Here is a 23,001-nt window from a genome sequence, read left to right as displayed (position 1 = left end):
ATAAACCCAAGGTCAAATTAAAAACAAACCATCATCAAGGAGGACAACACTCATGACCAATGAACAAGAAGAACAACTTATCATCATCCTCTCAGACTTTATTCCAATCATGGATGGAGACAGAGTTCAAGGAGTATCACCAAACGCTAAAGACTTGACTCGCCAAAAAGTTCTGGAGCAACTAGAGGAAGAACAGTCTCAACTACCTGAAGGAGATCCTGCTCTTTTGGAGTGGGAAGAAGAAAATATTGAGCTACTCAAGATGGTCACAGATGAAGAATTTCAAGCTGTACTCACTGAAAAAATCTTACTGACAGAAATACAAATTGGGCAGTCTATTTTCCAGCCTCTAACTGCTCAACAACTTTCTGTCCTAGCTGAGAAGTTAAAAAATCAGGAAGAAAAAATTGTAGAAAATAGTGATAAGCAATCATCTATTTTCAAAAACATCTTCAGTTGGTTACGATAAAATGTTAGAAGTTGTACTCCAAAAGATATAGGAAAGGGGCTTGGGGATTTCCCCAAAACTGAGAAAATCAAGAAGGAAAACTGTAGGGTTCTCCTTCTCTGATTTTTTTAAATTTCGCAAATGGATATCCATTTGCTACGCTTACCACAAGGAAGTCAGGGGATGATGCCTGGTCAGAAAATGCCAGAGCCTTTGAGAGAAAGAGGATAAAAAAATAATGCAGAAACGAGAAAATAGAAAACGCTATATACAAAAATTGATACGACTAACACCAGAGGAAGATCGTCAAATTAAAACGGCGATGGCCCAAATGGGAGTTCCATCTTTTCAATACTATGCGAAGAATCAACTGGTACAAGGGAAGGTGGTTCAAATTGATTTTTCTGAATTGAAAGACCTTCGAGTTGCTATCAATCGAGTGGGCACGAACATCAACCAAATTGCCAAGCATGCTAACGAAAATCAAGGGGTTACGACAGAGGAAGTAGCACAAGTTATTGACTATCTATCTGAGTTGAAAGAGATGGTAGCTGCCAAATTTTCTAGCGCAGAGAAGAAAAGTTTACAGGAGCGAAAAGTAAAAACTATAAGGACGTATGACGAATGGTAGTAATCAAAGCACCCAAACAAATTAAAACTCCTTCCAATTTAAAAATAGCTGTACGCTATATTCTGAATGAAGCGAAAACACTTGTGTCAGAAACCGCAGAAAGTGATCTTGATTTTCCTCTTGTCTATCATAATGGTGAACTTCAAATGAAGCTAGTATCTGGCAATGGGATCTCTGATTTTAGCGTAGCAGATGAGGAAATGGTTATGACAAAATTGGCTGTAGCCTTTAAAAAAGGAGATGATGACTTGAAAGAATTATCTTCAGGAAAACAAGTATTGGCCCATCACATTATCCAGTCTTTTTCTCCAGATGATAACTTGACTCCTGAGCAGGTTCATGAAATTGGCCGTCAAACGATGTTAGAATTGACAGGTGGAAATTATGAGTTTGTGATCGCAACCCACACGGATAAAGATCATCTTCATAACCATATCATACTTAATACCACCAATACCTCAACGCTCAAGAAATTTCGTTGGGAAAAGAAAACCTTGAAAAATTTGAGAGCCATTTCGGACAAACATGCGGCACGATACGGCGCTAAAATTATTGAGCCTACTATGAAAAATTCTTATACAAAGTATTCTGCTTGGCGGAGACAAAATAATTATCGGTTTGAAATTAAGGAGCGTCTGGATTTTCTTCTGAAGCACTCTTTGTCGTTAGAAGATTTCAAACAAAAGTCAGCTGCGCTTAATCTTCAGATTGATTTCTCTGGAAAATTTGTGAAGTATAAATTGCTCGATCAGCCCCAACAAAGAAATGTCCGAGATGATACATTATCGAAGAAAGGACTCTATTCTCTTGAAAAAATAAAAGAGAGAATTTCTAAGAATCAGTTAGTTTTTGATGTGGAGAAATTGAAAGAACAATATCAAAAATCAAAAGAAAAAACGGCCAATGATTTTGAATTGAAATTGGAAGTGGAATCCTGGCAGGTCGAGCAAGAAAGCAAGCAAGGCATTTACGTGCAGATGGATATGGGAGCTTTAAATAGTGGTACAATTTTAATACCTTCTCATAAAGTTGATAAAAATGAGGATGGAAATTATACCATCTATATCAAAGAGAAAGACTATTTTTATTTTCTCAATCCTGATCAATCTCAAAAAAATAGGTACATGATGGGCTTGACTGTCGCAAGGCAATTGGCCAAACAAAATGGAGAAACACTTGTAACTAAAAACGCTCAAATTTCCTCTATGCGTGAACTGATTAAGGAATATAATTTCTTAGTCGAGCACGGCGTGACAGATGGAACACAATTTCAACATTTGGAGGAGCGCTTTAATGAAAAGATAGAGGCTACCCAGGAGGAATTAAGACAGCTAGATGACCGACTTGGACGTTATCATAAAATTGAAGGAGCACTTTTAGCCATCCAGCAATCTCCAGAAAATAGTCTTGCGGCGATACAACTTTTGGATGATTTAGGAGTTCCAAAAGATATGGGACTGGAAGATGTCAGTCAACTGATTAAACAATTCCAAATTGAAAAAGGAGCCTTACAAGAGTTCTTTGACGACACTCTAAAACATTACACAGATTATAGAGATGTTAAGGAGCACGTGCGTAGTCGTGAAGAGAAAGTTGACCGACGTTTTGAAGATGAAAAAACCTTGTAAAAGTTTCTGATATTTTCAATCTAGTCATGATTTCAGTACAATAGAGAGTATGTTTAGATTTGATGAAAAAGAATTTGTCGCAGAACTAGATCGCAAACGTGAGCAGCAATTCCTGAAGCGAGTAAGAGATTATGACGAGCAGATTGCTCCCTCCATGAGACTGAGGGGATATAAGCGGATAGATAGTACAGAGAGGACAGTTGTTTTTACATTTGGAGAGGTGACCTTCTCTAGGAATCGCTGGCGAAAGGGAAATAAAAGTTGTTATCCCGTAGATGAGTGGCTAGGTCTAGAAAAGTATATGCGTTATTCTCCTGAGTTGATTTTTCACATGGCAAAACACGCTTCTGTTTTATCCTACCGTGAAGTTTGTCGAACAGTTAAGATGGCTTATCGCCTGGAGATAACAAAGGACGCTGTTTTGAAGTCTGTAAAAATGGCAGGCAGACTCTTTTCAGATAGGGAACGCTATCGGCTTTTTAGAGGTGATGAGCAACCGAAAAAAATCCAGGCAGATAAAATCTACCTGGAGGGAGATGGTGTGCTCGTCAAGACAACATCAAGCAATGATGAACGACACAATACAGACTTAGCTCATTTCCTGATTCATACTGGAGCGAAGAAGGTTGGTAATAATCGGTATGTACTAGAGAATAAGCATGAGATTATCCATACAAGCCATGAACAAGCAAAGGAAGAATTGATAGACTATCTCTATAATCATTTTGAAATCACTGATCAAACTTTTCTTATCACTAACTCGGACAATGGTAAAGGATATTCTCGCAGAATATTTCAAGAAATTAAGAAAGTCCTACGGATTAAACGTCATGAGCATTTCTGGGATGCCTATCATGTCAATGAAGAACTTAAAAGATTCCTGAAGCCGTACCCGTCTACACTACTTGATCTTGCTTTTAAGGCCATCAAAAATCATCAGAAGAGCCTGCTTCAGACCGTACTAGATACAGTTGAATCTCTCATAGAAAGCCAGGAAGCTCTTGATAATTTTTACAATTTTCGTAAGAAATTATTAAGAAATTTCTGTGACACTAGGCCACCTAAACTTAGAGGATTGTCCTCACGTGGTATCGGGGTAATGGAGAGTCAGCACCGAAAGGTCACTTACCGCATGAAACATCGAGGGATGTATTGGTCCATCAAAGGGGCTTGTACCATGGCCAAGATGATTCTTATTGAGCGAATTGATCAGCTACACGAGCTATTTTTTGGAGCTTGGAGACAAGAGTATGAGGAATTTAGGGATTCGGGATTAGGCGCAGGGTTTCGTATTAACCATAAGCCACACGGTGCTGTCATCAGAAAAAGAGGGCATAAATAAAATTTGAAGGCAGACAAAAGCCTCTAAAAAAAGAATTTTTAGAGGTCTTTTTATCATGTTTTTATATAAAACAGTTGCTTTTTTGCCTAATGTGTGTTACAATAATAGAGTAAATATAAAAAAGAAAAAGGTGTAGAAGCAGCAACTTCTACACCACCGATTAAGACAAACCAACACTTTGCTTAATCAGTCAAACAATATTGTAGCATAAATAGTGCAATATAGTCAAGGACTGGAGTAAAGTAAGGAACTTTTTCCAGTTTTTTTGTCTGAAAAATCTCGCTTTCTTATTGAGTTATAAGGATATTTGATTATTCCCAAAAATTTAGACACAAACAAAATAGTTTAGGCCCTTGATAAATTCAAGAAAGTGTGATAACATAGTACGGTATGTGGTGCTAGCACATCCGCTATATTAGATCTAATAGGAGGAAAACACAATGGCTAAAGTATGTTACTTTACAGGTCGTAAGACTGTATCAGGAAACAACCGTTCACACGCGATGAACCAAACTAAACGTGCCGTAAAACCAAACCTTCAAAAAGTTACTGTTCTTATCGATGGTAAACCTAAAAAAGTTTGGGCTTCAGCTCGTGCTTTGAAATCAGGTAAAGTTGAACGCGTTTAATAAAAATGAAAAGACCTAACTGGTCTTTTTCTTTTGCTCTAAGGATAAAACCATTTGAAAAATAGAGTAAATATCCGCCGATACAGCATTCTGCTTTTACACTTGGGCTGAAATATGATAAAATAGAGTATCAACTAGTTGAGGTAAAAAAAATGACTGTAAAAATTAATACAAAAGATGGTCAAATCGAACTGACAGATGAAGTGATTGCAACCGTAGTAGGTGGTGCCGCAACTGAGATTTTTGGTGTGGTCGGTATGGCTAGTAAAAATGCCCTTAAAGACAATTTCCAAGCCCTTCTTGGTAAGGAAAATTATTCTAAGGGTGTTGTTATAAAAGCAGCCGAAGATGGTAGCATTGCAGTTGATGTTTATACCGTATTGAGCTACGGAGTAAAGATAAGCGAAGTGTCAAAAAACATTCAAGAGCGTGTTCGTTTTAGTTTAGAAAATCAACTAGGAATTACTGCTCAGACTGTGAATGTCTACATTCAAAATATCAAAGTTGTAGGAGAATAATCGTGTCAAAAATTACTACCAGTTTATTCCAAGAGATGGTGCAGGCTGCATCAACTCGTTTGAATAAGCAAGCAGAATATGTCAATTCATTAAACGTCTTTCCAGTTCCAGATGGAGATACTGGGACAAACATGGGAATGACCATTGAGAATGGTGCGAAAGAAGTAGCAGACAAGCCTGCTTCTACAGTTGGAGAAGTAGCGAGCATTCTTGCTAAAGGACTCTTGATGGGTGCGCGTGGGAACTCAGGGGTTATCACTTCTCAGCTCTTCCGTGGCTTCTCTCAGGCTATCAAGGAAAAAGATGAATTAACAGGTCAAGACTTGGCTCTTGCCTTCCAATCCGGTGTCGAAGTAGCTTATAAAGCGGTTATGAAACCAGTTGAAGGGACCATTTTGACTGTTTCTCGTGGAGCGGCTATTGGGGCTAAGAAAAAAGCCGAGGAGACAGATGATGCTGTTGAGGTCATGCGTGCAGCCTTGGAAGGTGCAAAAGCAGCTTTGGCTAAGACACCAGAAATGCTTCCAGTCCTTAAGGAAGTTGGTGTGGTAGACTCAGGTGGTCAAGGTTTGGTCTTCATCTACGAAGGATTCCTTTCAGCTCTTACTGGTGAATACAGTGCTTCTGAAGACTTTGTAGCGACTCCTGCCAACATGAGTGAAATGATTAATGCAGAGCACCATAAGTCTGTGGCTGGACATGTTGCAACTGAGGATATTACCTTTGGTTACTGTACAGAGATTATGGTAGCCCTCAAACAAGGTCCAACTTATTCTAAGGACTTTGACTATGATGAATTCCGTAACTACTTGAATGACTTAGGCGACTCTCTACTTGTTGTCAATGATGATGAAATCGTCAAAGTTCACGTCCATACAGAAGATCCAGGTCTTGTCATGCAAGAAGGTCTCAAATATGGTAGCTTGATTAAGGTAAAAGTGGACAACATGCGTAACCAACACGAGGCGCAAGTTGAAAAAGAAGCAACTCAAGGAAACAAGCCTGCTGAAACAAAAGAGTATGCCCTTATCGCAGTAGTAGCTGGTCAAGGTTTAGCAGATATCTTCCGTGCCCAAGGTGTGGATTATGTTATCGAAGGCGGGCAGACGATGAACCCTTCAACAGAAGACTTTATCAAGGCTGTTGAACAGGTCAATGCTCGCAACATCATCTTCTTGCCAAACAACAAAAATATCTTTATGGCAGCTCAGTCTGCGGCTGAAGTGCTTGAACAACCTGCTGTTGTGGTAGAAGCGCGTACAATTCCTCAAGGGTTGACCAGCCTTCTTGCCTTTGATCCAAGCAAATCAATCGAAGAAAACAAAGAACGCATGACTGCAGCCCTCGGTGATGTCATCAGCGGTAGTGTAACGACTGCCGTTCGTGATACAACTATCGATGGATTAGCAATTCATGAAAATGACAATCTTGGTATGGTCGATGGGAAAATCCTCGTGTCAAATCCTGACATGCACCAAACCTTGACTGAAACTTTGAAACATATGTTGGACGAAGATAGTGAAATCGTGACTTTCTATGTCGGTGAAGACGGAAGCGAAGAACTTGCCAATGAAATTGCCCAAGAAATCGCAGAAGAATTCGGAGATGTTGAAGTAGAGATTCACCAAGGTCAACAACCCGTATATCCATATCTTTTCAGTGTGGAATAAAAATTTAATAGATAAAAAAGAAAGTTGATTTTACAGCTTTCTTTTTTTATGACATTTGTCATATTTCCTAGTGACAGAAGCATCTAGCTCCGCCAAATTCAAAAGACTATAATTGAAGTATGAAATGGAGGAAGAAGAAATGAAAAATAAAATGATTGTCGCAGTGAGTTTAGTAGCAGCAGGAGTTATGACTTATCTCATGTTTTCAGGATTGGACGAGGGTTTCTATCATTTTCCTTGGGAACTCTTTGCTGGCTTTGGAATGATGTCTTGGCTTGTCAGAGAAGGTTTGAAATTAGTCAGAGATGTGAAAAAGGAGTTTGAGGAATGAAAAAAGCAATCATCTATTTCTTTATCGGCCTGTCACTCTTGGTATGGTTAGTGGAAATATTTACTGGTTGGTTTGACCAAACCGTGCTTCGCCAATTTATTCGTGGTGCTTGGGGTTTCGGATTTATGATTTTCGTTGTGTTCCCTATGGGAATGAAGTGGTTGAAAGGAGAATCTCATGACTGTGATTAAAGTTGAGAAATTGAGTAAGAAAATAAAAGACAAGGAGATCTTGCGGAACATCTCTTTTGAAATCAATGACGGAGAATGTGTCGCCTTGATCGGACCTAACGGAGCAGGTAAGACGACCTTGATTGATTGCCTCTTGGGCGACAAGTTCGTGAGCTCAGGTCAGATAGCTATTCAAGGCTTTGCACCAACAGATCCTCGATTAAAGCAGCTTATTTCTATCTTACCTCAAGAAAATACGGTGGTTCAAGACTTGAAAGTGAAAGAACTCTTATCCTTCTTTCAATCAATCTATCCAAACAGTCTCTCCAATCAAGAAATTGATGACTTGCTGAGATTTTCGGACAAACAGAAAAATCAGCTAGCGGGCAAGTTGTCTGGTGGGCAAAAACGTTTGTTCTCTTTCGTGTTGGCACTAATAGGTCGTCCGAAAATTCTATTTTTGGACGAACCAACTGCTGCCATGGATACCTCGACACGTCAGCATTTTTGGGAAATTGTCAATCAGTTAAAGAAAAATGGTGTCACCATTGTCTACTCTTCTCACTATATCGAAGAGGTAGAACATACGGCTGACCGCATTTTGGTCCTCCACAAGGGTGAATTGATCCGGGATACGACACCTTATGCCATGCGTGGTGAAGAACAAGAAAAACATTTTACGGTACCACTAACTTATCAGGAAGTTATCAGCACTTTGGACCAGATTCAAGGGCTTGAAATCAAGCAAAATGCTCTTTCCTTCACAACCAAAGAAGCCAGCCAGGTATGGAAAGTCTTGCAAGAACAGGGCTGCATGATCGAAGAAATTGAAGTTCGCAATCGAACTCTCTTAGACAGTATATTCGAAACGACTCAAGATTAAAGGAGATTGATGATGAAAAATATGACAAGTCTCATGAAAGTGGAAATCATTCTGATGAAACGGCAAGCCGTCTACTATTTGCTATCCATCGGACTTCCAAGTGTGTTTTACCTTATCTTTTCTGGTATGATGTCAGGGTCAGATATTCCAGAAATTGCTCTTCAAGCCTATCTTTTTGCCATGACGCTCTTTAGTATCATGTCAAGTGCTTTTTTCAGTATCCCAAGCACACTCGAGTCTGATAAGACAAACAACTGGCAAAAATTGATTCAACATTCTCCCGTATCTATGGTAGAATATTATGTATCAAAACTGTTCAGTACCCTACTGACTTTCTTGTTATCAATTACAGTTGTCTTTTCAGTTGGTCATTTTGTCCGTGGAGTGACTCTGCCTTGGCTTGACTGGATGGTAATTGGTGCTATTTTGCTGATCGGAAGCGTGGTCTTTATCAGCATGGGGGTCTTGGTGAGCTTGCTACCCAGTGCTCAACTGATGACGGTTGTTGGAAATATTGCCTATATTGCTTTGGCTGTTCTAGGTGGACTGTGGTTCCCCTTGGATTCCTTCCCAGAATGGCTCCAATCTATTGGAAAGCTGACTCCAACCTATCAACTGATGCAGGTCGTCTCTACTTATTTGGAACACCATGAATTTAATATTCTTTCTGCCTTGGTTGTGCTAGGCTATACAGTTTTCTTTGGTGTACTGGTAATCCAGCTGAAAAAAAGGATTGAGGTAAAATAAATCTATGTTGGAAAAATTTAAAAACATTCATTATATGTTTCATATTTCAATTGTGTTTATCATCTTTCCTATAGCGGGTGTCATCGTTGGAGATTACCCGCTTTTAACCTTGCTATGGACCCTACTATTTGTACTTGCCTTCTATTCGGTTTTAATCAGTCAGAATCGCACCGTGCAGTGGCTAGCATGGTGGTCCATGCTTGTCTACATTTTTTATACATCTGTTTGGCTAAGTTCAGGTTTCACATGGTTTATCTTTTATTTATCCAATCTCCTTATTTATGAGCTGGATGAGATTTCTTTTCACTCTTGGCGTTTTGTCAGTTTTATTGTCCTGCAACCGTTCATTCTGACCGGAATCTATATGGTCAATCATGTTAGTCCCTGGCAGCTACTCTTTTTCTTGGTGACCTTTATCTTTTCCGATGCAATGACCTTTGGTCTTTATCGAATTCGATTGTCGGAGGACATAAAAGAAGAAAAGAGAAAGCAAAATGCTAAACTTAATCTTTTCTTGGCTGAAAATGAACGCAATCGTATCGGTCAGGATCTCCATGACAGTCTAGGCCATACATTTGCTATGTTGAGTGTGAAGACGGATCTTGCCCTCCAACTTTTTCAGATGCAGGCTTATCCACAGGTGGAAAAGGAATTAAGAGAAATACAGCAAATTAGCAAAGAATCAATGCGTGAAGTTCGAACCATTGTGGAAAATCTTAAGTCTAGAACTTTGACATCAGAACTAGAGACTTTGAAAAAGATGTTAGAAATTGCAGGAATTGAAACAGAAATCAATCACCAACTAGATACAGCTAGCCTAACTCAGGAATTAGAATCAACGGCCTCCATGATTTTACTTGAGTTAGTGACCAACATCATCAAACATGCCAAAGCATCGAAAGCTTACTTGAAATTAGAACGAACTGAGAAAGAACTCATTCTAACAGTGAGAGATGATGGATGTGGCTTTGCTTCTCTAAAAGGGGATGAGCTCCATACCGTTCGAGACCGTGTCCTTCCTTTTTCAGGAGAAGTAAAGGTAATCAGTCAGAAACATCCGACTGAAGTGCAGGTTCGGTTACCTTATAAGGAGAGAAACTAAGATGAAACTACTTGTTGCAGAAGATCAAAGTATGTTGCGAGATGCCATGTGCCAGTTGCTTACCTTTCAACCAGATGTAGATTCTGTCCTACAAGCCAAGGATGGCCAAGAAGCAATCCAACTTTTAGAAAAAGAGTCTGTGGATATCGCCATTCTTGACGTAGAAATGCCTGTTAAGACAGGCCTCGAAGTCTTGGAGTGGATACGAGCAGAAAAGCTAGAAACAAAGGTGGTTGTGGTAACGACCTTCAAGCGCCCTGGATATTTTGAAAGTGCGGTCAAGGCTGGAGTGGATGCTTATGTCTTGAAAGAAAGAAGCATTTCAGACCTCATGCAAACCTTGCACACTGTTCTCGAAGGGCGCAAGGAATATTCGCCTGAATTGATGGAAGTGGTGATGACGCACCCCAATCCGTTAACAGAGCAAGAAATCGCTGTTTTAAAGGGAATCGCTCAGGGTTTGTCTAATCAAGAAATCGCGGATCAGCTTTATCTATCAAATGGAACCGTCCGAAACTATGTCACCAATATTCTTTCGAAACTAGATGCTGGTAATCGAACAGAGGCAGCCAACATTGCAAAAGAATCTGGTTGGCTTTGATAAGAAGGGTTAAAAAATTCCGGAACGATAACTTGAATCAAAGGAAATCCATACTAGAAAGGAGGAGGTAAATCGCCTCCTTTTCTGGTTTAGAAAAGCGGTGAAAGCTAGTGTCAAAGAGTTAAAAGATCAGAATAAAAATGAAAAATATCTTGACAATGAAGGAAAAATTGTGTTACAATAATAGACGGTACTTTTTACTTTTGGTCTCTCAAAAGTGTACAGGGACGTGCTGACAAATGTTGCAAAAGTACACACAGATGGTAGCTGTCACCAAGTGTATCATCACCAAAAATAAAAAAACACAGGAGAATGTAGATGCCTACAATTAACCAATTGGTTCGCAAACCGCGTAAATCAAAAGTAGAAAAATCTAAATCACCAGCTTTGAACGTTGGTTACAACAGTCATAAAAAAGTTCAAACAAACGTTTCTTCACCACAAAAACGTGGTGTTGCAACTCGTGTTGGAACAATGACACCTAAAAAACCTAACTCTGCCCTTCGTAAATTCGCTCGTGTACGTTTGAGCAACCTTATCGAAGTTACTGCCTACATCCCAGGTATCGGACACAACTTGCAAGAGCACAGCGTGGTGCTTCTTCGTGGTGGACGTGTAAAAGACCTTCCAGGGGTACGTTACCATATCGTCCGTGGTGCACTTGATACTGCAGGTGTTAACGATCGTAAACAAGGCCGTTCTAAATACGGTACTAAACGTCCAAAAGCATAAGGAAAGGGGATAAAGAGAAATGAGTCGTAAAAATAGAGCTCCAAAACGTGATGTATTGCCAGATCCGCTTTACAATTCACAACTAGTTACTCGTCTTATCAACCGCGTTATGCTTGATGGTAAACGTGGTACAGCTGCTTCAATCGTTTACGGTGCTTTTGAGCAAATCAAAGAAGCTACTGGAAACGATGCACTTGAAGTATTTGAAACAGCTATGGAAAACATCATGCCTGTACTTGAAGTACGTGCACGTCGTGTTGGTGGATCTAACTACCAAGTCCCAGTTGAAGTTCGTCCAGAACGTCGTACAACACTTGGACTTCGTTGGTTGGTAACCATCGCTCGCCTTCGTGGTGAACACACAATGCAAGACCGTCTTGCAAAAGAAATCTTGGATGCTGCGAACAACACTGGTGCAGCAGTTAAGAAACGTGAAGACACTCACCGTATGGCTGAAGCTAACCGTGCCTTCGCACACTTCCGTTGGTAATAAAATGATACTAAGAGCGGCAAAGGCCCAAGGCAAAAATAGGAAACTGATGCAGTGTTCCGTGAACACAAAGCAGTTTATCTTTTTTGCACCGGGCCTCGCTCGGGTTCAAATCAGTTAACTTGAGCTTTTAGCCCGAGTTCAATTCAACTTATCTACAAGTTGAAACCAACAAAAACAAGATAAACATTGAGAACGGGTAGGTCCTGCCTATCCGTTTTTATTAAAATCGTGTTATAATAGAATAGAAATTAAAAATAAATAGGAGAAACAAACCTCATGGCACGCGAATTTTCACTTGAAAAAACTCGTAATATCGGTATCATGGCTCACGTCGATGCCGGTAAAACAACAACTACTGAGCGTATTCTTTACTACACTGGTAAAATCCACAAAATCGGTGAAACTCACGAAGGTGCGTCACAAATGGACTGGATGGAGCAAGAGCAAGAACGTGGTATCACAATCACATCTGCTGCGACAACGGCTCAATGGAACAACCACCGCGTAAACATCATCGACACACCAGGACACGTGGACTTCACTATCGAAGTACAACGTTCTCTTCGTGTATTGGACGGTGCGGTTACTGTTCTTGACTCACAATCAGGTGTTGAGCCTCAAACTGAAACAGTTTGGCGTCAAGCAACTGAGTACGGAGTTCCACGTATCGTATTTGCCAACAAAATGGATAAAATCGGTGCTGACTTCCTTTACTCAGTAAGCACACTTCACGACCGTCTTCAAGCAAACGCACACCCAATCCAATTGCCAATCGGTGCTGAAGATGACTTCCGCGGTATCATCGACTTGATCAAGATGAAAGCTGAAATCTATACTAACGACCTTGGTACAGATATCCTTGAAGAAGATATTCCAGCGGAATACCTTGACCAAGCTCAAGAATACCGTGAAAAATTGGTTGAAGCAGTCGCTGAAACTGATGAAGACTTGATGATGAAATACCTCGAAGGTGAAGAAATCACTAACGAAGAATTGAAAGCTGCGATCCGTAAAGCAACTATCAACGTTGAATTCTTCCCAGTATTGTGTGGTTCTGCCTTCAAGAACAAAGGTGTTCAATTGATGCTTGATGCGGTTATCGACTACCTTCCAAGCCCACTTGATATCCCAGCGATCAAAGGTATCAACCCAGATACAGACGAAGAAGAAACTCGTCCAGCATCTGATGAAGAGCCATTCGCAGCTCTTGCCTTCAAGATTGCAACAGACCCATTTGTAGGTCGTTTGACATTCTTCCGTGTATACTCAGGTGTTCTTCAATCAGGTTCTTACGTAATGAACACTTCTAAAGGTAAACGTGAACGTATCGGACGTCTTGTGCAATTGCATGCCAATAGTCGTCAAGAAATCGAAACCGTTTATGCTGGTGATATTGCAGCTGCTATTGGTTTGAAAGATACTACAACTGGTGATTCATTGACAGATGAAAAAGCTAAAATCATCCTTGAGTCAATCCACGTTCCAGAACCAGTTATCCAATTGATGGTTGAGCCAAAATCTAAAGCTGACCAAGATAAGATGGGTATTGCCCTTCAAAAATTGGCTGAAGAAGATCCAACATTCCGCGTTGAAACAAACGTTGAAACTGGTGAAACAGTTATCTCTGGTATGGGTGAACTTCACCTTGACGTCCTTGTTGACCGTATGCGTCGTGAGTTCAAAGTTGAAGCGAACGTAGGTGCTCCTCAAGTATCTTACCGTGAAACATTCCGCGCTTCTACTCAAGCACGTGGATTCTTCAAACGTCAGTCTGGTGGTAAAGGTCAATTCGGTGATGTATGGATTGAGTTTAGTCCAAACGAAGAAGGTAAAGGATTCGAATTCGAAAACGCAATCGTCGGTGGTGTGGTTCCTCGTGAATTTATCCCAGCGGTTGAAAAAGGTTTGGTAGAATCTATGGCTAACGGTGTTCTTGCAGGTTACCCAATGGTTGACGTTAAAGCTAAGCTTTACGACGGTTCATACCACGATGTCGACTCATCTGAAACAGCCTTCAAGATCGCGGCTTCACTTGCCCTTAAAGAAGCTGCTAAATCGGCACAACCAGCTATCCTTGAGCCAATGATGCTTGTAACCATCACTGTTCCAGAAGAAAACCTTGGTGATGTTATGGGTCACGTAACTGCTCGTCGTGGACGTGTAGATGGTATGGAAGCACACGGTAACAGCCAAATCGTTCGTGCTTACGTTCCACTTGCTGAAATGTTCGGTTACGCAACAGTTCTTCGTTCTGCATCTCAAGGACGTGGTACATTCATGATGGTATTTGACCACTATGAAGATGTACCTAAGTCAGTACAAGAAGAAATCATTAAGAAAAACAAAGGTGAAGACTAATCAGTCCTCACTCTAGAAGGAAGTCACTTAGTGGCTTCCTTTTTTTGTCTTTAACTATTCATTTTTGCTGAATATAGTATACGAATTTAATCGCTAAGTGAGAAAAATACTAATTTTATTCAGAAAGAAAATATTCTAATTTGATAAATTAAAGTAAATAAAGGTTCCTAATTCCGTAGATAACTTAATAAAAATAAGGGAAAGATTCATAAATACACTTTTAGATAGAAAATTCAGAAAATTGACTCTTTTGCCTTGAAAATTTTTGAAAAAATGGTATGATAGTAACAAGCTATTTTTTTAAGAGAAGAGAAAGGGGAATAATGGAGAAAATCAGTTTAGAATCTCCTAAGACGGGGTCGGACCTAGTTTTGGAAACACTTCGGGACTTAGGGATTGATACCATTTTTGGTTATCCTGGTGGTGCGGTCTTACCTTTGTATGATGCGATATACAATTTTAAAGGCATTCGCCACATCTTGGGACGCCATGAACAAGGTTGTTTGCACGAAGCTGAAGGATATGCCAAATCAACTGGAAAGTTGGGCGTTGCCGTCGTCACGAGTGGACCGGGAGCAACAAATGCCATTACAGGGATTGCAGATGCCATGAGCGATAGCGTTCCCCTTTTGGTCTTTACAGGTCAGGTTGCGCGAGCTGGAATTGGGAAAGATGCTTTTCAGGAGGCGGACATCGTGGGTATTACAATGCCCATTACCAAGTACAATTACCAAGTTCGTGAGACAGCAGATATTCCCCGTATCATTACGGAAGCTGTTCATATCGCAACGACAGGTCGTCCAGGTCCTGTTGTGATTGACTTGCCAAAGGATGTATCAGCTCTAGAGACAGATTTCATCTATTCACCGGAGGTGAATTTACCAAGTTACCAACCGACGCTTGAACCGAATGACATGCAAATCAAGAAAATCTTGAAGCAATTGTCAAAAGCTAAGAAACCTGTTTTGTTAGCAGGCGGTGGTATCAGCTATGCGGAAGCTTCTAAGGAGCTCAATGAATTTGCTGAACGTTACCAAATTCCAGTAGTCACTAGTCTTTTGGGGCAAGGAACCATTGCAACGAGTCATCCGCTCTTCCTAGGGATGGGAGGCATGCACGGTTCTTTCGCAGCCAACATTGCAATGACGGAAGCGGACTTTATGATTAGTATTGGTTGCCGTTTCGATGACCGCTTGACTGGGAACCCTAAGACCTTCGCGAAGAATGCTAAGGTTGCCCATATCGATGTTGACCCAGCTGAGATTGGTAAGATTATCAGTGCAGATATTCCTGTAGTGGGGGATGCTAAGAAAGCCTTGCAGATGCTACTGGCAGAACCAACTGTTCATAACAATACTGAAAAGTGGATTGAAAAAGTCACCAAGGACAAGAATCGAGTTCGTTCTTATGATAAGAAAGAACGTGTGGTTCAACCTCAGGCCGTTATTGAACGCATCGGTGAGTTGACGCATGGTGATGCCATTGTCGTAACTGACGTAGGGCAGCACCAAATGTGGACAGCTCAGTATTATCCTTACCAAAATGAGCGTCAGTTAGTCACTTCAGGTGGTTTGGGTACCATGGGATTCGGAGTTCCTGCAGCTATCGGAGCCAAGATTGCCAATCCAGAAAAAGAGGTCATCCTTTTTGTTGGTGATGGTGGCTTCCAAATGACCAACCAAGAACTAGCTATCCTAAACATCTACAAGGTGCCGATTAAGGTTGTCATGTTGAATAACCATTCACTAGGAATGGTTCGTCAGTGGCAGGAATCCTTCTATGAGGGTAGAACTTCCGAGTCAGTCTTTGATACCCTTCCTGACTTCCAGTTGATGGCACAGGCCTACGGCATCAAAAACTATAAATTTGATAATCCAGAGACGATAGAGAAGGATCTAGAAGTCATTCTGGAGGATGTGCCGATGTTTATCGAGGTGGATATTTCTCGTAAGGAACAGGTCTTACCGATGGTACCAGCTGGTAAGAGCAATCATGAGATGTTGGGGGTGAAGTTCCATGCGTAGAATGTTAACAGCTAGATTGCAAAACCGTTCAGGAGTTTTGAATCGTTTTACAGGTGTCCTTTCTCGTCGTCAAGTCAATATTGAGAGTATCTCAGTTGGTGCGACAGAGAACCCCAATGTATCTCGCATCACCATCATTATTGATGTAGCATCTCATGATGAAGTAGAGCAAATCATTAAACAGCTCAATCGTCAGATTGATGTGATTCGCATTCGAGATATCACAGATAAACCACACTTGGAAAGAGAAGTTATCTTGGTGAAGGTATCTGCTCCTGCTGAGAAGCGTGCAGAAATCTTGGCCATTATCCAACCTTTCCGTGCAACGGTAGTAGATGTGGCTCCAAGCTCAATCACCATCCAGATGACGGGAAATGCTGAAAAGAGTGAAGCTTTATTGCGAGTGATTCGACCATACGGCATTAAAAATATCGCTCGTACGGGTGCAACTGGATTTACCCGCGACTAATACTCTTAGTATAAAATCCAGCATAAATTTGTTAAACCAGCCTATAAGGCAATAAAAATAGAAAAGAGAGAAAAACTATGGCAGTTCAAATGGAATACGAAAAAGATGTTAAAGTAGCAGCACTTGACGGTAAAAAAATCGCCGTAATCGGTTATGGTTCACAAGGACATGCGCATGCGCAAAACTTGCGTGATTCTGGTCGTGATGTCATCATCGGTGTGCGTCCAGGTAAATCTTTTGACAAAGCAAAAGAAGATGGATTTGACACTTACACAGTAGCAGAAGCAACTAAATTGGCTGACGTTATCATGATCTTGGCACCAGACGAAATCCAACAAGAATTGTACGAAGCAGAAATCGCTCCAAACTTGGAAGCTGGAAATGCAGTTGGATTTGCTCATGGTTTCAATATCCACTTTGAATTTATCAAAGTTCCTGCAGATGTAGATGTCTTCATGTGTGCTCCTAAAGGACCAGGACACTTGGTACGTCGTACTTACGAAGAAGGATTTGGTGTGCCAGCTCTTTACGCAGTTTACCAAGATGCTACAGGAAATGCTAAAAACATTGCTATGGACTGGTGTAAAGGTGTTGGGGCAGCTCGTGTTGGTTTGCTTGAAACAACTTACAAAGAAGAAACTGAAGAAGATTTGTTTGGTGAACAAGCCGTACTTTGTGGTGGTTTGACTGCCCTTATCGAAGCAGGTTTTGAAGTCTTGACAGAAGCAGGCTATGCCCCAGAATTGGCTTACTTTGAAGTTCTTCACGAAATGAAATTGATCGTTGACTTGATCTATGAAGGTGGATTCAAGAAAATGCGTCAATCTATTTCAAACACTGCTGAATACGGTGACTATGTATCAGGTCCACGTGTGATTACTGAGCAAGTTAAAGAAAACATGAAAGCTGTTTTGGCAGATATCCAAAATGGTAAATTTGCAAATGACTTTGTAAATGACTACAAGGCTGGTCGTCCAAAATTAACTGCTTACCGTGAACAAGCAGCTAACCTTGAAATTGAAAAAGTTGGTGCAGAATTGCGTAAAGCAATGCCTTTCGTTGGTAAAAACGACGACGACGCATTCAAAATCTACAATTAATTCTTGTAAAGAGAGACAGAAGGCGAGTTGGGGGTACCTAACTCGTTTTTTATCTTGAACAGTATTTGAGGAGGAGACAATGCTAAGTGCAAAAGATGTGGTGAAAGCCCACAAAGTTTTGAGTGGTGTAGTAGTTGATACACCACTAGAATATGATCATTATTTATCAGAAAAATACCAAGCAAAGATTTATCTCAAAAAGGAGAATGCGCAACGTGTTCGCTCTTTTAAAATTCGTGGAGCCTATTATGCCATTTCTCAACTGTCAAAAGAAGAACGCGAGCGTGGTGTAGTCTGTGCCTCTGCGGGAAATCATGCCCAAGGTGTCGCCTATACTTGTAATGAGATGAAGATTCCTGCAACGATCTTTATGCCCATCACAACACCGCAACAAAAGATTGGGCAGGTTCGCTTTTTCGGTGGAGAGTTTGTGACGATCAAGTTGGTTGGGGATACCTTTGATGCTTCTGCTAAGGCAGCACAAGAATTTACATTAACAGAAAACCGCACCTTCATCGATCCTTTTGATGATGCGCATGTTCAGTCTGGTCAAGGGACTGTAGCCTATGAAATTCTTGAAGAAGCCCGTAAAGAGTCTATTGATTTTGATACAGTACTTGTACCAGTAGGTGGTGGCGGATTGATTGCCGGTGTTTCTACTTATATTAAGGAAACCAACCCGACTATTGAAGTGATCGGGGTAGAAGCCAATGGAGCTCGCTCTATGAAGGCTGCCTTTGAAGCTGGGGGACCAGTTAAACTCAAAGAAATTGATAAGTTTGCTGATGGGATAGCTGTGCAGAAGGTTGGACAATTAACCTATGAAGCGACCCGAAAAAATGTTGAAACGCTGATTGGAGTGGACGAGGGATTGATTTCCGAAACCTTGATTGATCTTTATTCCAAACAAGGTATTGTAGCAGAACCAGCCGGAGCTGCCAGTGTTGCAGCCTTGGAAGTTTTATCAGACTATATCAAAGGCAAGACGATTTGTTGTATCATTTCTGGAGGAAATAACGATATCAACCGTATGCCAGAGATGGAAGAACGTGCCTTGATTTATGATGGAATCAAGCATTACTTTGTAGTGAATTTCCCACAACGTCCAGGAGCTCTACGAGAGTTTGTAAATGACATTTTGGGGCCAAATGATGACATCACTCGTTTTGAATATATCAAACGAGCAAGCAAGGGGACAGGCCCTGTCTTGATTGGGGTAGCTCTTGCCAATAAGCATGACTATGCTGGATTGATTCATCGAATGGAAAAGTTTGACCCATCTTATATTAATTTGAATGGGAACGAAACGTTGTATAATATGTTAGTTTAAGCTAAAATAAAATTATTATCATATTATTTGCGTAATAATGATGATGGTGCTATAATGAGGGTGACGAAAGGGGGAGATTCCCATGGTTTTACAAATTTTACTTGTTTTATTGTTTTTAGTGGTGATTGCATCAGTGATTATGGTTAGTTCTGTGTATGTGGTTCGACAACAATCTGTCGCTATCATAGAACGCTTTGGTAAATACCAAAAGTTGAGTAATAGTGGTATTCATTTACGAGCTCCTTTTGGAATTGATAGGATTGCGGCAAGAGTTCAACTACGCTTGTTGCAAAGTGAGATTGTTGTAGAGACAAAGACGCAAGATAATGTATTTGTAACGATGAATGTGGCAACTCAGTATCGAGTAAATGAAAACAATGTCACAGATGCTTATTATAAATTGATGCGTCCAGAAGCCCAAATTAAATCCTATATTGAAGATGCTTTGCGTTCATCTGTGCCAAAGCTAACCCTAGATGAGTTGTTTGAGAAGAAGGATGAAATCGCCTTAGAAGTTCAAAAACAAGTGGCGGAAGAAATGTCTACGTATGGGTATATCATTGTCAAAACGCTGATTACTAAGGTTGAACCTGATGCTGAAGTAAAACAATCAATGAATGAAATTAACGCGGCTCAACGTAAGAGAGTTGCGGCGCAAGAGCTTGCTGAAGCAGATAAGATTAAAATCGTGACCGCAGCAGAAGCTGAAGCAGAAAAAGATCGCCTACATGGTGTAGGGATTGCAGAGCAGCGTAAAGCAATTGTTGACGGACTAGCTGATTCTATCCAAGAGTTAAAGGGAGCCAATGTTGAGCTAACTGAAGAACAAATCATGTCTATCCTATTAACGAACCAGTATTTAGATACGTTGAATAATTTTGCAGATAAAGAGGGTAATAATACAATCTTCCTACCAGCAAATCCTAATGGAGTTGAGGACATAAGAACTCATATATTATCGGCTTTAAAAGCCAAATAAAAATATGCAGAATAATATAGTTACAACGTATATATGTTTTTTTATTGACAAACGAAATAAAAACGTATACAATTAAGTATTGTAAAGAATAATTTAGGAGAAGAACATGGCTAAGTCGAACTTTGAAAAAGTAGAAGCAGTTGTTGGCTGGGTTCGTGATAAGAAAATCACAGGCTACCGTATCTCTAAAGAAACGAATGCGCGTGAAATGTCTATCATTGCTCTAGCACAAGGACGCGCAAAAGTTAAAAATATTTCATTTGAAACAGCTCTTGGTTTAATCGATTTCTATGAAAAAAATCATGAAAAATTTGAAGATTAAACTGTGGTCACAGGCAGATTCCTGAATCGAGTCTGCCTTTTCTTTACAATTACAAATTAAAAAGACTGCATTCTTTATGCAGTCTTTGTTTATTAGCTGAGATAGCGTTGAAGAAATTCTTTTGTCCGGTCTTCTTTAGGATTTGTAAAGAGTTCTTCAGGCCTGCCTTCTTCAGCAATGACACCCTTATCCATAAAGATGACACGGTGAGAGACATCGCGAGCGAATTCCATTTCGTGGGTTACGACGATCATGGTCAAGCCTTCTTGAGCCAAATCCTGCATAATTTTGAGGACTTCTCCAACCATTTCAGGGTCAAGAGCAGATGTTGGTTCGTCGAAGAGAATGGCATCAGGATTCATGGAGAGCGCGCGGGCGATAGCCACGCGTTGTTTCTGACCACCTGATAGTTGCTTCGGCTTGGCTTGCCAGTAACGTTCTCCCATGCCAACTTTTTCGAGATTCTCTTTGGCAATTTTTTCAGCTTCAGAGTGGTCGCGTTTGAGTACAGTCGTTTGGGCAACAATCGTATTTTCAAGGACATTCAGATTTTCAAAGAGATTGAAAGATTGGAAAACCATACCGAGTTTTTCACGATAATGGGTGAGGTTATAGCCTTTTTCTAAGACATTTTCTCCTCGATAGAGAATCTCACCCTCTGTAGGTGTTTCTAGTAAATTAATCGAACGAAGGAAGGTTGATTTTCCACTTCCTGAGCTCCCGATGATGGAAATAACCTCTCCTTTATGGACGGTGAGAGAAATGTCTTTTAGCACTTCGTTTTGCCCATAGGATTTTTTGAGGTGTTTGATTTCAAGAATTGGTTGTGTCATTTTTTCAAATCCTCCGTTTGCATTTGGTTAGCACCTGTAGTGTAAGTATCCATGTCCATACGACGTTCGATGAAGCGTAGGATACGGGTCACAGTAAAGGTGAGGACAAAGTAAATCACGGCGATGATGGTAAAGGTCTGGAAGTATTGATAGGTTTGTGTTGCTACAGTATTTCCTGAGAAATAAAGCTCAACAACTGAAATAACGTTCAATACAGAGGTATCTTTGATATTGATGACAAACTCATTACCAGTAGCAGGTAGAATATTACGGACAACCTGAGGTAGGACAATCTTACGCATGGTTTGATTGTGGGTCATACCAAGAGCGGTTGCGGCTTCAAATTGTCCCTTGTCAACTGCCAGTATACCACCACGGACGATTTCTGTCATGTAGGCACCCGTATTGATTGAGACGATGAAGATAGCAGCTAGTGTCCGGTCAAGGTTAATACCAAAAGCTTGAGCAGTTCCATAGTAGATAACCATGGATTGAACAATCATCGGTGTACCACGGAAGATTTCGATATAGACATTGAGAATCCAACCGACTAATTTCTGTAGGGCGTACATTGCCTTGTTCTCAGATAGTGGAGCGGTACGGAAGACCCCAATCGCTAGTCCGATAAGGAGACCTGTGATGGTTCCGATAATGGAGATTAGGAGTGTGATACCAGCACCACGCAAGAGTTGTTGCCAGTTTTCAGAAAGGATCTTAGTGACTTGGCTAAAGAAACTACTTTCTTCCTCCGTTGTTGTAGACTCCACAGGTTGCTCTTTGATCATACGATCCATGAGGGCTACTTGTTCATCCTTAGAGATGGTTTCGATGCTCGCATTGATTTGGCTGATGCGGCTGTCATCTTTACGAAGTCCAATGGCAATAGCTGTATCTTCTTCGCCAGTTTTGAAACCTGGTTGAGGTTGGATCATTTTGAACTTAGCGTTAGCAGACTCAGCGGTCATTGCTTCAGGTCGTTCAGAAACATAGGCATCAATAACACCAGCTTCCAGAGCTTGACGCATTTGGGCGAAGTCACCCATAGCTGTTTCTTTTTTGGCACCTGGAATTTGGGAAATCAGGTCATAAAGATAAACACCTTGTTGAGACGTGATTTTTGCTCCGCTAAAGTCTTCCAAAGATTTGGCATTCGCATAGGCAGAGTCCTTTTTGACCAATAGAACCGGTTCGCTAGTATAGTAACTGCTTGAAAAAGCAATTTCTTGTTTGCGTTCAGCAGTTGGGCTCATACCGGCAATGATCATATCAATTTTGCCAGAAGTAAGGGCTGGAACAAGTCCTTCCCATTTGGTTTTTACAACCAAAGGTTCTTTGCCTAAGTCTTTGGCAATCTTTTTAGCGATTTGGACATCGTAGCCATTGGCATATTGGTTGGTACCGTCAATTTTGACAGCGCCGTTACTATCGTCGTCTTGAGTCCAGTTGAAGGGAGCGTAAGCTGCCTCCATCCCGATGCGTAAATATTCGTCGGCTTGGACTTGGCTAACTAGTCCTAAGGTAAGGGCTAGGCTAGCAAGGATAGATAAGCATAATTTTTTCATGTTTTCTCCTATTTCTAGTCTAAAAATGACTCTCTCTATTGTATCTAAAAATAGTGAGATTTTCAATACAAGTAAGCCTTTACTTATAAAAAATGATAT

General features: G+C 40.7%; 24 protein-coding genes. 22 read left to right on the top strand and 2 right to left on the bottom strand.

Annotated elements, in window-relative coordinates:
* Positions 1-52: 52 nt before the first annotated feature.
* From PCY17_RS03890 to PCY17_RS03785, 22 genes are all read left to right on the top strand, one after another.
* On the top strand, positions 53-469 hold the full coding sequence (locus tag PCY17_RS03890) for a hypothetical protein (protein ID WP_301391943.1): 417 nt from the start codon (positions 53-55) through the stop codon (positions 467-469).
* 217 nt (positions 470-686) lie between these two features.
* Complete coding sequence (gene mobC / locus PCY17_RS03885) at positions 687-1,079, top strand: plasmid mobilization relaxosome protein MobC (RefSeq protein WP_301391942.1); 393 nt, start codon at positions 687-689, stop codon at positions 1,077-1,079.
* Positions 1,073-2,707 (top strand): relaxase/mobilization nuclease domain-containing protein, encoded by a 1,635-nt coding sequence (locus PCY17_RS03880; protein WP_301391941.1) that lies wholly within the window; start codon positions 1,073-1,075, stop codon positions 2,705-2,707. The genes mobC and PCY17_RS03880 overlap by 7 nt, the downstream gene beginning before the upstream one ends.
* Before the next feature lie 49 nt (positions 2,708-2,756).
* Positions 2,757-4,049, top strand: coding sequence for an ISLre2 family transposase (locus PCY17_RS03875; protein WP_301391939.1), 1,293 nt, complete (start codon positions 2,757-2,759; stop codon positions 4,047-4,049).
* A 440-nt stretch (positions 4,050-4,489) separates the two neighbouring features.
* Complete coding sequence (rpmB, locus tag PCY17_RS03870; protein WP_001140948.1) at positions 4,490-4,678, top strand: 50S ribosomal protein L28; 189 nt, start codon at positions 4,490-4,492, stop codon at positions 4,676-4,678.
* A 152-nt stretch (positions 4,679-4,830) separates the two neighbouring features.
* Positions 4,831-5,196, top strand: coding sequence for an Asp23/Gls24 family envelope stress response protein (locus tag PCY17_RS03865; RefSeq protein WP_000216434.1), 366 nt, complete (start codon positions 4,831-4,833; stop codon positions 5,194-5,196).
* 2 nt (positions 5,197-5,198) lie between these two features.
* On the top strand, positions 5,199-6,866 hold the full coding sequence (locus PCY17_RS03860; protein ID WP_000036681.1) for a DAK2 domain-containing protein: 1,668 nt from the start codon (positions 5,199-5,201) through the stop codon (positions 6,864-6,866).
* 124 nt (positions 6,867-6,990) lie between these two features.
* A complete protein-coding gene (locus PCY17_RS03855; RefSeq protein WP_000390701.1) occupies positions 6,991-7,197 on the top strand; it encodes a hypothetical protein in 207 nt (68 codons plus the stop codon).
* A complete protein-coding gene (locus PCY17_RS03850; protein ID WP_000709162.1) occupies positions 7,194-7,388 on the top strand; it encodes a hypothetical protein in 195 nt (64 codons plus the stop codon). Before PCY17_RS03855 ends, PCY17_RS03850 begins: the two co-directional genes overlap by 4 nt.
* Positions 7,375-8,250 carry an ABC transporter ATP-binding protein gene (locus PCY17_RS03845; RefSeq protein ID WP_000216047.1) on the top strand — a complete coding sequence of 292 codons (876 nt, stop codon included), beginning with the start codon at positions 7,375-7,377 and terminating at the stop codon, positions 8,248-8,250. The genes PCY17_RS03850 and PCY17_RS03845 overlap by 14 nt, the downstream gene beginning before the upstream one ends.
* Before the next feature lie 12 nt (positions 8,251-8,262).
* Entirely contained in the window at positions 8,263-8,997 is a 735-nt protein-coding gene (locus PCY17_RS03840) for an ABC transporter permease (protein WP_000794227.1), read from the top strand.
* A gap of 4 nt (positions 8,998-9,001) precedes the next feature.
* A complete protein-coding gene (locus PCY17_RS03835) occupies positions 9,002-10,099 on the top strand; it encodes a sensor histidine kinase (RefSeq protein ID WP_301391937.1) in 1,098 nt (365 codons plus the stop codon).
* A gap of 1 nt (position 10,100) precedes the next feature.
* Complete coding sequence (locus tag PCY17_RS03830) at positions 10,101-10,700, top strand: response regulator transcription factor (protein WP_301391935.1); 600 nt, start codon at positions 10,101-10,103, stop codon at positions 10,698-10,700.
* 318 nt (positions 10,701-11,018) lie between these two features.
* Positions 11,019-11,432, top strand: coding sequence for a 30S ribosomal protein S12 (gene rpsL, locus PCY17_RS03825; RefSeq protein ID WP_001142332.1), 414 nt, complete (start codon positions 11,019-11,021; stop codon positions 11,430-11,432).
* 19 nt (positions 11,433-11,451) lie between these two features.
* On the top strand, positions 11,452-11,922 hold the full coding sequence (rpsG, locus tag PCY17_RS03820) for a 30S ribosomal protein S7 (RefSeq protein WP_000087873.1): 471 nt from the start codon (positions 11,452-11,454) through the stop codon (positions 11,920-11,922).
* Between the two features lie 279 nt (positions 11,923-12,201).
* Positions 12,202-14,283: an elongation factor G gene (gene fusA / locus PCY17_RS03815; protein ID WP_000090336.1), complete on the top strand. Its 2,082-nt coding sequence runs from the start codon at positions 12,202-12,204 to the stop codon at positions 14,281-14,283.
* Between the two features lie 323 nt (positions 14,284-14,606).
* The gene (locus PCY17_RS03810) at positions 14,607-16,307 is read left to right on the top strand and encodes an acetolactate synthase large subunit (protein ID WP_000411749.1); all 1,701 of its coding nucleotides are present in this window, start codon (positions 14,607-14,609) and stop codon (positions 16,305-16,307) included.
* Positions 16,300-16,776 (top strand): acetolactate synthase small subunit, encoded by a 477-nt coding sequence (gene ilvN / locus PCY17_RS03805; protein WP_001253813.1) that lies wholly within the window; start codon positions 16,300-16,302, stop codon positions 16,774-16,776. The genes PCY17_RS03810 and ilvN overlap by 8 nt, the downstream gene beginning before the upstream one ends.
* Before the next feature lie 77 nt (positions 16,777-16,853).
* Positions 16,854-17,876 (top strand): ketol-acid reductoisomerase, encoded by a 1,023-nt coding sequence (gene ilvC / locus PCY17_RS03800; RefSeq protein ID WP_000290683.1) that lies wholly within the window; start codon positions 16,854-16,856, stop codon positions 17,874-17,876.
* 79 nt (positions 17,877-17,955) lie between these two features.
* The gene (gene ilvA / locus PCY17_RS03795) at positions 17,956-19,206 is read left to right on the top strand and encodes a threonine ammonia-lyase IlvA (RefSeq protein ID WP_084859609.1); all 1,251 of its coding nucleotides are present in this window, start codon (positions 17,956-17,958) and stop codon (positions 19,204-19,206) included.
* An 82-nt stretch (positions 19,207-19,288) separates the two neighbouring features.
* A complete protein-coding gene (locus tag PCY17_RS03790; protein ID WP_000244062.1) occupies positions 19,289-20,185 on the top strand; it encodes an SPFH domain-containing protein in 897 nt (298 codons plus the stop codon).
* Between the two features lie 106 nt (positions 20,186-20,291).
* Complete coding sequence (locus PCY17_RS03785) at positions 20,292-20,507, top strand: hypothetical protein (protein ID WP_001130031.1); 216 nt, start codon at positions 20,292-20,294, stop codon at positions 20,505-20,507.
* A 92-nt stretch (positions 20,508-20,599) separates the two neighbouring features.
* Here PCY17_RS03785 and PCY17_RS03780 read toward each other — a convergent pair whose 3' ends face one another.
* Both PCY17_RS03780 and PCY17_RS03775 read right to left on the bottom strand, forming a co-directional pair.
* Complete coding sequence (locus PCY17_RS03780; protein WP_045593084.1) at positions 20,600-21,340, bottom strand: amino acid ABC transporter ATP-binding protein; 741 nt, start codon at positions 21,338-21,340, stop codon at positions 20,600-20,602.
* Positions 21,337-22,902, bottom strand: a complete 1,566-nt coding sequence (locus PCY17_RS03775) for an ABC transporter substrate-binding protein/permease (protein ID WP_000732047.1) — start codon at positions 22,900-22,902, stop codon at positions 21,337-21,339. Before PCY17_RS03775 ends, PCY17_RS03780 begins: the two co-directional genes overlap by 4 nt.
* Between the last annotated feature and the right edge of the window lie 99 nt (positions 22,903-23,001).

This window comes from Streptococcus sp. SO2, from assembly GCF_030440025.1.
Note: the sequence above shows the minus strand (reverse complement) of the source record. Positions and strands in the feature narration are given on the sequence as shown.